General features: G+C 70.0%; 9 protein-coding genes. 2 read left to right on the forward strand and 7 right to left on the reverse strand.

Going from position 1 to position 13,828, the window contains the following annotated elements:
• Nucleotides 1-29 precede the first annotated feature (29 nt).
• Nucleotides 30-3,926 carry a multifunctional oxoglutarate decarboxylase/oxoglutarate dehydrogenase thiamine pyrophosphate-binding subunit/dihydrolipoyllysine-residue succinyltransferase subunit gene (locus tag B1818_RS04075; RefSeq protein ID WP_078112020.1) on the forward strand — a complete coding sequence of 1,299 codons (3,897 nt, stop codon included), beginning with the start codon at nt 30-32 and terminating at the stop codon, nt 3,924-3,926.
• A gap of 64 nt (nt 3,927-3,990) precedes the next feature.
• On the opposite strand, the gene B1818_RS04080 is transcribed toward B1818_RS04075, so the two are convergent.
• From B1818_RS04080 to B1818_RS04095, 4 genes are read right to left on the reverse strand one after another with little or no spacing between them, the layout of a single operon-like run.
• On the reverse strand, nt 3,991-5,289 hold the full coding sequence (locus B1818_RS04080; protein ID WP_058252733.1) for a glycosyltransferase: 1,299 nt from the start codon (nt 5,287-5,289) through the stop codon (nt 3,991-3,993).
• Nucleotides 5,286-6,668 carry a hypothetical protein gene (locus B1818_RS04085; RefSeq protein WP_058252732.1) on the reverse strand — a complete coding sequence of 461 codons (1,383 nt, stop codon included), beginning with the start codon at nt 6,666-6,668 and terminating at the stop codon, nt 5,286-5,288. The genes B1818_RS04080 and B1818_RS04085 overlap by 4 nt, the downstream gene beginning before the upstream one ends.
• 31 nt (nt 6,669-6,699) lie before the next feature.
• Nucleotides 6,700-8,169, reverse strand: a complete 1,470-nt coding sequence (locus B1818_RS04090; protein ID WP_058252731.1) for a hypothetical protein — start codon at nt 8,167-8,169, stop codon at nt 6,700-6,702.
• The gene (locus B1818_RS04095; protein WP_254859556.1) at nt 8,166-9,518 is read right to left on the reverse strand and encodes a glycosyltransferase; all 1,353 of its coding nucleotides are present in this window, start codon (nt 9,516-9,518) and stop codon (nt 8,166-8,168) included. The genes B1818_RS04090 and B1818_RS04095 overlap by 4 nt, the downstream gene beginning before the upstream one ends.
• Nucleotides 9,519-9,697: 179 nt before the next feature.
• On the opposite strand from B1818_RS04095, the gene B1818_RS04100 reads away from it, so the two are divergent.
• A complete protein-coding gene (locus tag B1818_RS04100) occupies nt 9,698-11,029 on the forward strand; it encodes a glycosyltransferase (RefSeq protein ID WP_231742518.1) in 1,332 nt (443 codons plus the stop codon).
• Between the two features lie 28 nt (nt 11,030-11,057).
• Here B1818_RS04100 and B1818_RS04105 read toward each other — a convergent pair whose 3' ends face one another.
• The 3 genes from B1818_RS04105 to B1818_RS04115 are packed head-to-tail and all read right to left on the reverse strand — an operon-like array spanning nt 11,058 to nt 13,804.
• The gene (locus B1818_RS04105) at nt 11,058-11,936 is read right to left on the reverse strand and encodes a glycosyltransferase family 2 protein (protein WP_058252728.1); all 879 of its coding nucleotides are present in this window, start codon (nt 11,934-11,936) and stop codon (nt 11,058-11,060) included.
• A 39-nt stretch (nt 11,937-11,975) separates the two neighbouring features.
• Nucleotides 11,976-12,806, reverse strand: a complete 831-nt coding sequence (locus tag B1818_RS04110) for an ABC transporter permease (RefSeq protein ID WP_058252727.1) — start codon at nt 12,804-12,806, stop codon at nt 11,976-11,978.
• The gene (locus tag B1818_RS04115) at nt 12,803-13,804 is read right to left on the reverse strand and encodes an ATP-binding cassette domain-containing protein (RefSeq protein ID WP_058252726.1); all 1,002 of its coding nucleotides are present in this window, start codon (nt 13,802-13,804) and stop codon (nt 12,803-12,805) included. Before B1818_RS04115 ends, B1818_RS04110 begins: the two co-directional genes overlap by 4 nt.
• Nucleotides 13,805-13,828: the final 24 nt, after the last annotated feature.

A 13,828-nucleotide genomic window follows, 5' to 3' on the forward strand; every position in this document is an offset into this window, starting at 1 on the left:
CCTTCAGGGAATTGAGGCGAGATACCGCTGTGAGCAGCAGTTCGATTTCAGACTTCGGACAGAACACGTGGCTGGTCGAGGAAATGTACCAGCAATACCAAGAAGACCCGAACTCGGTCGACCCGAGTTGGCACGAACTACTGAAGAACTACGAACCCGGCGACAACGGTGGCTCCGCCCCGGCCGCCGCTCCGCCCTCGAATTCCGCAAAGCCCACTGCCGCAAAGACTTCGGCCACCACAGCGGCCACCTCGTCCTCCTCCTCGACCACGAGTGCGTCGACCAACGGGTCGGCACGCAACACCTCCGCGCCGGCCACCGAGACCACGCCGCGCAAGCAGGTCACCCTGGATCAGACCCCGGCGCGCACGGCACCGCGCAAACCCACCCCCGCCAAGGAGTCGACCGCCACGAAGGCGGCGTCGGGGCACAGCGTCGCCAGCCGCGACGGGTCGGCCCGCTCGCAGCCCAAGCCCGAGGCGGGCAAGACCGCCGCGCCCGAGGCCCAGAAGTCCGGGTCCGCGAAGTCGGACGCACAGAAGTCCGAGAGCGCCGACGGCAACAAGGTCCTGCGCGGTCCCGCCGCGGCCATCGCGAAGAACATGGCGCTGTCGTTGGAGATCCCGACGGCCACCAGCGTCCGTGCGGTGCCCGCCAAGGCGATGATCGACAACCGGATCGTCGTCAACAACCACCTCGCGCGGACCCGAGGCGGCAAGATCAGCTTCACCCACATCCTGGGTTACGCGATCGTGCAGGCCATCAAGGCGTTCCCGAACATGAACCGGCACTTCGCCGAGATCGACGGCAAGCCGAACGTCGTCACACCCGCGCACACCAACCTCGGCCTGGCCATCGACCTGGTCGGCAAGGATGGCAACCGCACCTTGGTCGTCGCCGCGATCAAGGAATGCGAGACGATGGGCTTCGCCGAGTTCTACACGGCGTACCAGGACATCGTCCGTCGCGCCCGCGACGGCAAGCTCGGCGCGGCCGACTTCTCCGGCGTCACCATCTCGCTCACCAACCCGGGCACGATCGGCACCGTGCACTCGGTGCCGCGCCTGATGAAGGGCCAGGGCGCCATCATCGGCGCCGGCGCGATGGAGTACCCGGCGGAGTTCCAGGGCGCGAGCGACGAGCAGATCGCCGAACTCGGCGTCGGCAAGCTGATGACCCTGACGTCGACCTACGATCACCGGATCATCCAGGGCGCGGAGTCGGGCGATTTCCTCCGCACCATCCACGAGCTGCTGATCGACGACGCGTTCTACGACGAGATCTTCACCGCGTTCCATGTGCCCTACGAGCCGATCCGCTGGCGTCGCGACCTGCCCGCAGGCCTCGTCGACAAGAGCACCCGCGTCCTCGAGCTGATCGCGGCCTACCGCAGCCGCGGCCACCTGATGGCCGACATCGATCCCCTCATGATGGACAGCGATGCGCGCAGCAGCCATCCGGATCTGGACATCCAGAACTACGGGCTGACGCTGTGGGATCTCGACCGCAGCTTCAAGGTCGGCGGGTTCCACGGCCAGGAGAAGATGAAGCTGCGGGACGTGCTGTCGATCCTGCGCGACGCGTACTGCCGGCACGTCGGTGTCGAGTACACCCACATCCTCGAGCCCGAGCAGCAGAAGTGGCTGCAGGAACGCGTCGAGATCAAGCACGTCAAGCCGCCGGTCGGTGAACAGAAGTACATCCTGAGCAAGCTCAACGCCGCCGAGGCGTTCGAGACGTTCCTGCAGACCAAGTACGTCGGGCAGAAGCGCTTCTCGCTCGAGGGCGCCGAGTCGGTCATCCCGATGATGGACGCGGTCATCGACCAGAGCGCCGAGCACAGCCTCTCCGAGGTGGTCATCGGCATGCCGCACCGCGGCCGTCTGAACGTGCTCGCCAACATCGTCGGCAAGCCGTACTCGAAGATCTTCACCGAGTTCGAGGGCAACCTGAACCCGTCGCAGGCGCACGGATCGGGCGACGTGAAGTACCACCTCGGCGCCGAGGGCAAGTACTACCAGATGTTCGGCGACAACGAGATCAACGTGTCGCTGACCGCCAACCCCAGCCACCTCGAGGCAGTCGACCCGGTGCTGGAGGGTCTGGTGCGCGCCAAGCAGGACCTCATGGACGAGGACGATCGGTTCCCGATCCTCCCGCTCATGCTGCACGGCGATGCGGCGTTCGCCGGTCAGGGTGTGGTCGCCGAGACGCTCAACATGGCGATGCTGCCCGGTTACCGCACCGGCGGCACCGTGCACATCGTGGTGAACAACCAGGTCGGCTTCACCACCGCACCGGAACACTCGCGCTCGACCGAGTACTGCACCGACGTGGCGAAGATGATCGGCGCACCGATCTTCCACGTCAACAGCGACGACCCCGAGGCCTGCGTCTGGGCCGCGAAGCTCGCCGTCGACTACCGCCAGGCGTTCCACAAGGACGTCGTCATCGACCTCGTGTGCTTCCGCCGTCGCGGACACAACGAGGGCGACGACCCGTCGATGACGCAACCGGCGATGTACGAGGTGATCGACACCAAGCGCGGCGTCCGCAAGAGCTACACCGAGGCCCTCATCGGCCGCGGTGACATCTCGACCAAGGAGGCCGAGGACGCTCTGCGCGACTACCAGGGACAGCTCGAGCGCGTCTTCAACGAGGTCAAGGAACTCGAGAAGTTCAGTGTCGAGCCGTCGCCCTCGGTCGAGGCCGACCAGACGCTGCCGACGAAGCTGGTGACCGCGGTCGACAGCAAGACGCTCGAGCTCATCGGCGACGCGTTCGTCAACGTGCCCGACGGCTTCACCCCGCACCCGCGTGTGAAGCCGGTCCTGGAGCGCCGCGCCGAGGCCGCCCGCAAGGGCAACATCGACTGGGCGTTCGCCGAACTGCTGGCGTTCGGGTCGCTGGTCATGGAGGGGCGCACCGTGCGTCTGTCCGGCCAGGATTCGCGCCGTGGCACCTTCACCCAGCGCCACTCGGTGCTCATCGACCGCAGCACCGGCTCGGAGTACACCCCCCTCAACCACCTGCAGCCCGCAGACGAGGAGAGCAACGGCGGCCGGTTCATGGTCTTCGACTCCCCGCTCTCGGAGTTCGCGGTCGTCGGCTTCGAGTACGGCTACTCCGTCGGCAACCCGGACGCCCTCGTGGTGTGGGAAGCGCAGTTCGGTGACTTCGTCAACGGCGCGCAGTCGATCATCGACGAGTTCATCTCCTCGGGCGAGGCCAAGTGGGGCCAGCTCTCCGACGTCGTGCTGCTGCTGCCGCACGGCCACGAGGGACAGGGACCCGACCACACCTCGGGCCGCATCGAGCGGTTCCTGCAGTTGTGCGCCGAGGGTTCGATGACGGTGGCGCTGCCGTCGACGCCGGCGAGCTACTTCCACCTGCTGCGCCGCCACGTGCTCGACGGCATCAGCCGTCCGCTCATCGTCTTCACCCCGAAGTCGATGCTGCGCAACAAGGCCGCGGTGAGCCCGGTGGAGGACTTCACCGAGGACAAGTTCCGTTCGGTGATCGACGACCCGCACTTCCTCAAGGACGGCGCGGACCGCAGCAAGGTCAAGCGGGTGTTGCTGGTGAGCGGCAAGCTCTACTACGAACTCGCCGCGCGCCGCGACAAGGAGAAGCGCGACGACATCGCGGTCGTCCGGATCGAGCAGCTCTACCCGGTGCCGCACCGCCGCCTGCGCAAGACGCTCGAGCAGTACGGCAACGCGAGTGAGTTCCGGTGGGTCCAGGAAGAGCCCGCGAATCAGGGTCCGTGGCCGTTCCTCGGCCTCTGGCTGCCCGAGGTGCTGCCGGATGTGCTCGGCGGACTGCGCCGGGTCTCGCGCCGCGCGATGTCCGCGCCGTCGTCGGGATCGAGCAAGGTCCACGCGGTGGAGCAGCAGGAGATCCTCGACGAGGCCTTCGGCGAGTAACCTGCCAGACGACGCCTGCGGCCACCGACCCGAGAGGGTCGGTGGCCGCAGTCGTCTGTGGGTTCTAGGTCAGCCGGGCTTCGCAGATGTCGGCGGCCGCCGCGGCGGCCTTGTCGGCGGGCGTCATCCGGCGGGCGAGAGCAGCAGCGGCCGAACGGGTTCCGTCGTCGAACAGGACCGCGAGACCCGCGCGCGCGTCGTCGTCGGTGAAACTCGACAGCCGGACGGCCGCCCCGACGCCCAGGGCACGGACCCGTTCAGCCCAGAACGGCTGATCGGCGGTGACCGCGCAAACCAGGGTGGGGAGGCCGGCCCGCAGACTCGCCGCGGTGGTGCCGGCGCCGCCGTGATGGACTGCGGCCGCGCATCGCGGCAGGACCGACGCGTGGTCCACACCCGCGACGTAGAACACGTCCGGGTCGTCGGGATCGACTCCGGTCGGATCTCCCATGGCGATGAGGCAGCGCACCCCCTGGGCACGGGCGGCTGTCCGCCAGCGGGCGATCAGAGCCTCCGGGTCGAGGATCGGCATGCTGCCGAACGTCACGAACAGCGGAGCTTCGCCGGCGGCCAGCCATCGGCCGAGATCGGTTGCCCCGGCGTCGATCTCGGAGATACCCGCCCGGCTTCCCGCGGGCAGGTCGAAGAATCCGACGACGGGTTTGCGATCGTCCCACTCCGCGGCGAGGCCCGGAACCATCTCCGCATCGTAGGCCTGGATCTGGGGGATCCCGGAGGCGTTCAGCCGCACCGGCAGCGGTCGCCGAGCCCGGTCGAGCCCGAGTCGGCGCCGGAACCGATTCTCGTTCCATGCGGTCGCGGCCCAGGTCAACCGGTCGGCGAGGCGCCAGGAGCGCCGCTTCCACTCCGGCGACCATCTGTCGGTGAGTCCCGGTACGGCGCCGAGGAGTCCGTTCTCCGACATCGGGCCGTATCTCAGCACGGTCAGCGGGATGCCCAGATGTTCGGCGACCGCCAGCCCGCGGTCCTGGCACAGCGGCGCGACGACGAGGAGGTCGGTGTCGTGCAGCGGCGCCGTACCCGCGATGAAGAGTCGCTCGAGCGCGGCGTCCAGGGCGTCGAATCCGCCGCGGACCGTCCGCAACGCAAACGCCATCCGCGCCAATGGGTTACGACTGTTGCGCGCCGACCGCGCGTCCTCCGACGACCACGCGGTGTCGGAGTCCAGACCGATCTCGTGGACGTCGCGGACGCCGGTGGCCCGCGCGAGGCCGGCCAGGTTCGGCGGGACGAGGGCGCTCACGCGGTGGCCGCGCACCTGGAGTTCGAGGGCGAGGCAGATACCGGGCTGGATGTCGCCCCGGCTGCCATACAGAATGATCGCGATGTGTGCCGGCGTCACCAGAATCGATGTCCGATCCGCCAGGCGGTCAACTCGTCGGCGATCAGTGTGCGCAGCCGGACGGGATCGCCGAAATCGTCGGGGTCGATGCCGAAGAACGTGAGCGTGACGGTGTCGCCGTAGGTGACCGCCCAGGCGGCGACCGCCGGGCCGCGTTCGCGCCGCTCCTGGGCGGGCATCCCCTGCATCACCGCGCGGATGGCGAACCGGGACGCCGTATGACCGCCGATCCGCATCGCCGAGTCGGGCGTGGCCCCGAGATTCGACACGGTGGTGTCGGGTCCGGGGATTCCGCGCATCAACCGACCGATGAGTCGTCTCGGCAGGATGCGCACGATCGGCTGCAGGTTGTCGGCGGCCTGATCGGCCCCGGACTCGGCGTAGTCGACGAAGGCCCGTTTGCTCGATGACCGGATGGCGGTGAGGTCGGTGTCCGGTTCGACGGGGTCGGCAAGGCGGATCCACACCCCGCCCGACGCATTGGCGCGGTTGTCGTCGTCGCCGTCCCGCTTGCTGACCGCTATGCACACCTTCATCGGACCGTCGAGCGGGCGACCCGAACGGTGCACGATACCGGCGAGCAAGGCGGTGAACAGGGAGTTGCCGGTACCGCCGTGCTCGGTGGCGCGCGCGGCCCATTCGGTTGCCGAGACGTCGACCGTCGCCAGCGTCGTGTCCGGCTCGGGCGCGGACCGTGGTCTCGCCGGACGCGTGGTACGCGACGATTCCGGCGCGGATCGGGTGTCGGCGGACCCGGTGTCGGTGCCTCGCGCCGCCCGGGCCTCGCGGATCAGGATTCGCGCTGATCGGGCGGCTGCGCGCACCGACTCGGCGGCGTCGGCGGCGTCGGCGCGGACCGCCTCCCAAGAGTGTCCGCTGACGGGAGCGGGCAGACCGGCGGTGCGGCCCGCCGCGGCGTCGGCCACCAGCCGGTAGAGGCCGTGACCGTCGGTGATCATGTGGGAGGCGAGCAGGGACACCGCGCGCCCGCCGCCGCGGATCCGAGCCGAGTCGAGCTGCCAACCGGTTCCCCGCACGGGATCGAGACGGCTCGCGCGGAGGACGGCGTCGGCCCACTCCCCGACGGCGTCGGCCTCGACGACCGCCACCGGCCCGGGTCGGACCGGCATCGTCGATCGCACCCAGCGGTGCCGGGCGAACGGGACCCGACGGCGCGACACCGCACGATGCAGCGGCCCGGCCGCGAGTCCGGCGCACAACGACTCGATCGCCGCGTCCCCCGGGTCGTCGTCGAAGACCCAGGTGATCTGGATGGGCGCACCCATCCCGAACAGTTCCGCGACGAGCAGGTACGACTCGTCGGGGCCGGTCACGCGGAGTACCTCGGCGGGACGGGTGTCGGTTGCCGTTGCCGTCACGTGTGCTCCTCAGCTTCACGAGGTGTCATGATCACCAGATCTCATGGGGCAGACCCCAGGCCGTCAGTTCCCGGTCGAGCAGGTCCGCGACCACGGCATCGGAGGGAAAACTCGTCTCGTCGCAACCGAGCACGGTGAAGGTCACCTGATCACGGGTGCGGACCAGCCACGACTGGACGCCGTCACCGAAGCGCTGGCCGACCGAGGCGTCGACGCCCTGAGCCATGCCGCGGAATGCGACCTTGCGCGCCGACCGCCCGCCGAGCACCGTTGCCTCCGGGGGGATGTCGCCGAGGTTGGAGATCACCGCGTCGGGGATCCCGTTGCCCGCGCTGACCAGCTTCACGATGACCGCGGGCGGCAGGAACCAGGCCAACGGCCGCAGGTGGATGTGCGGTGCCCGGCGACCCTCCGACAGCCGGACGAAAGCCGCCTTGCACGCCGCCCGGATGCCGCCGAGATCGCCACCGGCGACCGGCTCGTCGGTGAGGTACACCGACACACCGGCGATCGGGTTGGACCGGGTGTCCGCCTCGCTCTCACGACGGTCGACGGGGACCCCGACCTTGATCGGATTCGGCAGCGGCGCATGGCCACTGGAGCGCAGCAAGCCGGTGACCACCGCGATGAACAGCGTGTTCGCGGTGCCGTCGTGCTCGGCGGCGACCCGGTCGAAGTCCGTCGCGGGGACCGTCGCGGTCGCCCAGGTGAAGTCGGCGGCCGGCGACCGTTCGGCTATCGGCGCGCGGACCGGACGCGGGTCGGGTTCGGGGCCACCGGCCTTGCGCTGCTCGAGTGCCGCCCGCACGAGCCCGGCGAGGACCGCGCCGGCCTGCGACCCGGCGTCGGCGAGGTCGCCGATCCGCTGCCGCCGCCACGAGACCGGCGGACGCGTCGTCGCCGCCGGATCGGCCCCGGACGCCCGGTCCGCGTCGCGAGCCAGTGGCACCTCCGACGCCGAGGCGGCCTCGGCGGCCGCCGCGAGCATGCCGCGACCGTCGGTGACGACGTGCAGGGCACAGAGGGACACCACCGTTCCACCCGACGCGGTGGGCGCCGACCGCAGGCGCCAGCACCGCCCGCCCTCGGCGTCGAGGGGAACCGAGGACATCTCGGCGGTCGCCCAGTCGTCGATCTCCGCCTCCGGCACCGGTCGGCTGTCGGCGGCCAGCCCGGGTGCGTCGGGCGCGGCAACCCACCGCGGGCGGGCTCCGACGACATCCGGTACGACGAGCATGCGGTTGAGGCGCCCTCGCGCGAACGCGGCGTTCATCGCGGTCAGCGTCTCGATCGAGACCTCCTCGTCGAACACCCACACGAGCTGGAGCACCACCGACCAGCCGAGTGCCGGCGTGACGAACCAGAACGGGGCGTCCTCGGAGGTCAGGCGCTCGCCTCGGATCGCCGCCCGCTCGTCGCGGAGCCGGGCTGCGAGGCCACGCAGACCCGGTGCCCGCCCGGCGTCGGGTTGTTCGGCCATGGGCGACTTCGTCGTCGTCATACGTCCACCTTCGTTGCGCTGTGACTGTGTGGTCCCTGTGGGAGCCGTGGCCCCGTGCTCGAGCTTGTCACCGAACGCTCGATCTCGCGCACGGCGTCCCCGAGCGCCACATCCTCGGCCACCAGGGCGTCGCGGAGCCGTCCGGACCGCTCGGCGGCTGCGGGATCGAGCATCGACGCGACGGCGTCGGTCAACCGGTCCACGTCCAGGTCCCGTCCCGCGCGGGCCATGGGCATCGCCACGCCGACCCCCAGGCGTTCGAGTTCGGCGCCCCAGAACGGCTGATCCGCGCCGTACCAGCAGACGACCGACGGCCGGCCCGCGCGCAGAACGGCCGCCGTGGTTCCGGCGCCGCCGTGGTGGACCACCACCGCGCATCGGCCGAAGACCGTGCGGTGATCGACCTGGGACTCGATCCGCACCGCCTCGGATGCGATCTCGGCCCGGACCTCGGCGTCCATTTCGGTCCAGCCGGCGCACACCAGGACTCGTCGACCGAGCCGCCGACCGAGTTCGGTGACGACGCGTAAGGTGGCCGCCTCTCCCCGCAGCGGCATGCTCCCGAATCCGACATAGATCGGGGCGTCCGCGGCGTCGAGCCAGGACGTGAGCGCGTCGGACCCGGCGACGGGCTGGTCTGCCGGCGATCCGAGGAAACCGACCGTCGGACGACGACGAACCGCGGAGTCGGCGGTCCACCTGCGTTCGTGCTCCACGCCGAACATCGGGTCGTAGGCCTGCAATTCGAGGCCGGGCGCTGCCCGCAGTCGGGCGGCGTAGGACGCCGACGACCCGGGCGACCCGAGGTGCATGCGCAGCCGGCGCTCTCGCCGTCGGGTGAGGACGGCGAACGCGGCGTCGTAGGCGACCCATTGCGTCCGGACGGCACGCGGTCCGCCCGGGAGGTGACCGGGCACCGGTGCGACCCGACTGTTACGCCGCACCGGCGCGTGATGAAGGGAGATCAGGGGGACGCCGGCGGACTCGGCGAAGGCGAGAGCGGGCTGTTCGGTGATCAATCCCGTGACGATGACATCGGCACCGTCGACGACCTCGGCCATGTCGGAGACGAGCTGGTCCCACCCGGCGTTCCGGAGCGACAGCAGCACGCGCAGCCGTCGCAGCGGATGACGGCCGGCCTGCTTCCGGGCTCGCGCCACCGACTCGAGGTGGGCCCGGGTGTCCAAGCCGAGACGCACGACCTCGAGCCCGGTGATGCCGTCTGCCCAATCGAGAGCCGGCCCGATCATGTTGGGCGGCACCCCGAGACGGACGTCGTGTCCGCGCCGCGCGAGCGCGCAGGCCAGCACCGTCGCCGGTTGGACGTCCCCGCGGGTTCCGTTGATCACGAACGAGATCCTCATGCCGACCGCCCGGTGATCCTGGTTCCCGGCCGGGTGGTGATCCCGGTCTCCGGCCGCGCGCCGCGGTGGCCGACCGTGTTTAGAATCGGTCCCGATCCGCCACCGCCGGGCACGGGTCGCCCATCCGACCGCACCCAGACGTGAGGGGTTCGACGTTGAGGTTCGTGATCGCAGTCAACGGCAGTCGCGGCGATGCCCAGCCGGCCGTCGCCCTGGCCGCCGAGCTCGTGGGCCGGGGCCACACGGCGACTCTCGCGCTGCCACCCGACCTGGTCGACTTCGGCAGCGGCGCAGGGGTTCCCACCGAGTCGTACGGGTCGAGCACCCGTGCCCTGCTCGACTCGGAGATGGTCCGGGAGGACATGCGGTCGAAGAACCCCCGGACCCGGTTGCGTGCGGTGTCGGCGATGTCGGTGCGGGACGGCCGGGCGATGCAGCAGCGGTTGCTCGAACTCGCCGACGGCGCGGATGCGATCATCGCGAGCAGCGCCGGTCAGGAACGCGCCCACAATGTCTCGGCGGTCCTCGGCATCCCCCACATCCCGTTGCACTACTGCCCCATCCGGCGCAACAGCTCGGTGTCGTTGCTCGCGCACCTGGGCATCGACGCCCCGGCGATCGTCAACGACCTGAGCTGGCGCGTCGCCGAACGCGCCCTGTGGCTCGCCACCCGCTCGGCGGAGACCACGCTGCGGGCCGATCTCGGACTGTCGCCGCTGAACCACCCGTATTCCGAACTCATCGGCCGTACCGGCGTTCCCGAGATCCAGGCCTACGATCCGGCCCTCTTCGACGGACTCGCGACCCAGTGGGGCCGGCGCCGGCCGCTGGTCGGGTTCTTCACCCTTGCGGCCGCGCAACGCGCCGGGGTGGGCGACGCCGGACTCGACGGGGCCTCGGGAGCGGGGACGCTGGCCGACTGGCTCGACGCCGGCGACGCCCCGGTGTACGTCGGCTTCGGCAGCATGCTGCCCGCCGACCCCGACGGTCTGGCCGATGCATTCCGGACCGCAGCGCGGCGACTCGGGATCCGCCTGCTGGTGTCGGGCGGCTGGAGCGGTTTCATGTCGACCGAATCCGGCTCTGCCACATCTGAATCCGAGGCATCGGGACTCACGGATGCGATCCGCGTCGTCGGACACGTCGATCACGACACCGTGCTGCCGCGGTGTCGGGCCGCGGTCCACCACGGCGGCGCGGGTTCGGTGGCCGCCGGGTTGCGTGCCGGCCTGCCGACGCTGATCACGTGGGTCGGCGCCGATCAGCCGATCTGGGGCCGGGCGGTGAGCAAGGCCGCGGTCGGGGCCACGCTGCCGATGGCTCGGGTGACAGCGGAGTCGCTGATCGGCGCCCTCGACACGATCCTGGACACCGAGGTCCGGGGACGGTCCGCCGAGCTCCGCAGTCGACTCATCGCCCCCGACGAGGCCGTACACACGGCGGCCGACATCGTCGAGGACACGGTGCGCGTCACGACGGTGCGCGGCGCCGGCTGATCCCGGAACGCCGACCGACCGCCCGACCCTACGGGAGGACTCGATCGGAACCACCGCCCCGCAACAGGTTTCGCGGGTCGACGCGCCCGGTCCGGGAGTCGTAGGACCGCAACACGACAAGTCGTAGCGCATGCGCGACCGTGATAGCGGGCACGTACACCGCCGCCGAACCCGCTGCCAACCCGAAGCGACGGTGCAGCAGGAACGTTCGCGGCAGGAAACTCATGTAGCGGACGAACGGCACCATGCCGGTCTCCATCCGGCGCGGTGACACCCCGACGGTCAGCGAGCGGAGAAACGCGTTACGGCCCCCGGCGTCACCGACACACAGTCCCATGTCGACGTCTTCGAAGATGTTGCGTCGCATGCTGACACGGTCCCGGATCCGCACCCAGGTCGCACGGCGCAGCACCATGTTCGAGCCGTACAGGACAGGCACCTCGGACACGGACTTCTCGCTCCGCAACTTGTTCAGCGGGTGCAGCCGGGTCTTCCACCGGTCGAACCTGCCGGCGAGCGGCACGTCGTAGGCCTCCCCGCGCCCGCACAGGGCCGCCCAGTCACCGCGGACATCCGCGGTGAAGAACTCCACGATCGTCCGCGCCCAGTCCGGCGGCACCCGGGTGTCGGCGTCGATGCGGGCGATGAGATCACCGGTCGCGGCGTCGAGTCCGGCGTTGCGCGCGTAGACCAACCCCTGTCGTGCTTCGTCGATCACCCGGACACGGGGATCAGCCGAACACCAGGCATCGATCACCGCCCGGCCGCCGTCGGTCGAGTTGTTGTCCACCACCACGATCTCGGTGATCTGGTCGAACTGTGCGGCCAGGCGGGTCAAACAGTCGCCGATCGTGTCCTCCTCGTCGAAGACCGGGACGACCACCGAGAAGGTGAGCGGCGTGCCCATGATGGCTACTCCTTGCGCTGATCGGTTCGGTGCGGACACTCAGGTCCGCCGCATGTAGGTCCGCAGGGTCACCGGCACCACGACGGCGAGGACGGCCGCCGCGCCCACGAGCGTGTAGGCGATGTCGGTTCCCACGTCTTCGCCCGCGGCCAGTCCGCGCGCTGCCGTGACGAGATGGGACACCGGATTCGCCGACGCACAGGCCTGCATCCATCCGGGCATGGTGTCGATCGGGACGAGGGCGTTCGACACGAAGGTGATCGGCATCAGCACGAGCATCGAGACGCCCTGGACGGTCGACGCCTTGTCGAGCAGGACGCCGAGCAGCGCGAAGATCCAGCTCAGCGAGAATGCCACCACCACGATCAGGGCACAGGCGATGGCGACCCCCACGGGGCTCGCCGGCCGGTACCCCATGATCACCCCGACGCAGACCGTGATGGCCGAGGCCACCACGTACCGCAACGTGTTGGCCACCAGGGCGCCGGCCAGCGGCGCGATGCGCGCGATCGGCAGCGACTTGAACCGGTCGAACACCCCGCGATCGAGGTCCTCGCGCAGCTGGACGCCGGTGACCACCGACGCCGCGACACACACCTGGACCAGTACGCCGGGAATGAGCAGCGGCAGATAGCCCACCACGTTCCCGGCGATCGCGCCGCCGAAGATCGAGGAGAACATGACCGTGAACACGATGGGCAGCACGATGACGTCGAACAGCTGCTGCGGGTTGTGTTTGATCTTCAGCAGGCCACGATGGGTCATGGTGAGTGACTGCATCACCGCGGCGGTCGGCCGAACGCGGTCGTGGGGTTCGGCCGGGGCGTCGCCGGCGGCGAGTGCGCTCGGCTGCAGGGAACCGGTGGTCATGCGCGGGCTCCTGCCGAATCCGCCCGTGCGGCCATCGGTGCCGATCGCGTGGGGTCGCCCCCGTCGGTCAGCGCGAAGAACACCTCGTCGAGGGTCGGGCGCACGACGTTGACCGACGTCAGCCCGAGCCCGCGCGCGCGGAGCGCACCGAGGATGTCGGCGAGGGGGTCGATGTCGGACATGGGCAGCACGAGGATGCCCTCGCCGCGCGCGATCGTCGCCTCGCCGTTCGCGGTGAACGGCGCGCACACCTCTGCCGCGGCGATCAGATCGTCCGCATCGGCCAATTCGAGTTTCACACTCATGTCGCCGACTCCGGCTTTCAATTCGTCGGCGGTCCCGTCGGCGACCACCCGGCCGCGATCCATGACCGCGATGTGATCGGCGAGTTCATCGGCCTCGTCGAGATATTGGGTGGTCAGCAGCACGGTCGAACCGCGCGCCACCATCTCACGAACCGTCTGCCACATCTGCGCCCGCGTCCGTGGGTCGAGTCCGGTGGTCGGCTCGTCGAGGAACAGCAGGCGTGGCCGGGTGATCAGCGAAGCCGCGAGATCGAGGCGCCGGCGCATCCCGCCGGAGAAGTGCCCCACCCGGCGGGTGGCGACCGCCCCCAGCCCGAATTCCTCGAGCAGTTCGTCGGCACGCACCCGGGCTCGGCGGCGCGACGACCCGATCAGACGACCGAAGATCATCAGGTTCTCGCGAGCGGTGAGATCCTCGTCGACCGAGGCATATTGCCCCGTGACCCCGATGAGCGATCGAACCGCCGTCGCCTCCGCGACGACGTCGTGCCCGAAGATCCGGGCGCCCCCGGCATCCGGGCGCAGCAAGGTCGCGAGCATGCGCACGGTGGTGGTCTTGCCCGCACCGTTGGTTCCGAGCAGAGCGAACACCCCGCCCGCGGGTACGTGGAGGTCGACGGCGTCGACCGCACGCGTCCCGCCGTACTGCTTGGTCAGACCGTGGGCCTCGATGGCCGGGACGGTCGTGGACATGGCACCCCCGATGCGTGTATTCGA

It is taken from the genome of Gordonia sp. IITR100 (genome assembly GCF_002009645.1).
In the GTDB taxonomy this organism is placed as follows: domain Bacteria; phylum Actinomycetota; class Actinomycetes; order Mycobacteriales; family Mycobacteriaceae; genus Gordonia; species Gordonia hongkongensis.

Excerpts from the sequence above, each read along its gene's own strand:
- B1818_RS04110 (WP_058252727.1), bottom strand. The coding sequence starts at position 12,806 with ATGACCACCGGTTCCCTGCAGCCGAGCGCACTCGCCGCCGGCGACGCC.
- B1818_RS04105 (WP_058252728.1), bottom strand. The coding sequence starts at position 11,936 with ATGGGCACGCCGCTCACCTTCTCGGTGGTCGTCCCGGTCTTCGACGAG.
- B1818_RS04090 (WP_058252731.1), bottom strand. The coding sequence starts at position 8,169 with ATGACGACGACGAAGTCGCCCATGGCCGAACAACCCGACGCCGGGCGG.
- B1818_RS04115 (WP_058252726.1), bottom strand. The coding sequence starts at position 13,804 with ATGTCCACGACCGTCCCGGCCATCGAGGCCCACGGTCTGACCAAGCAG.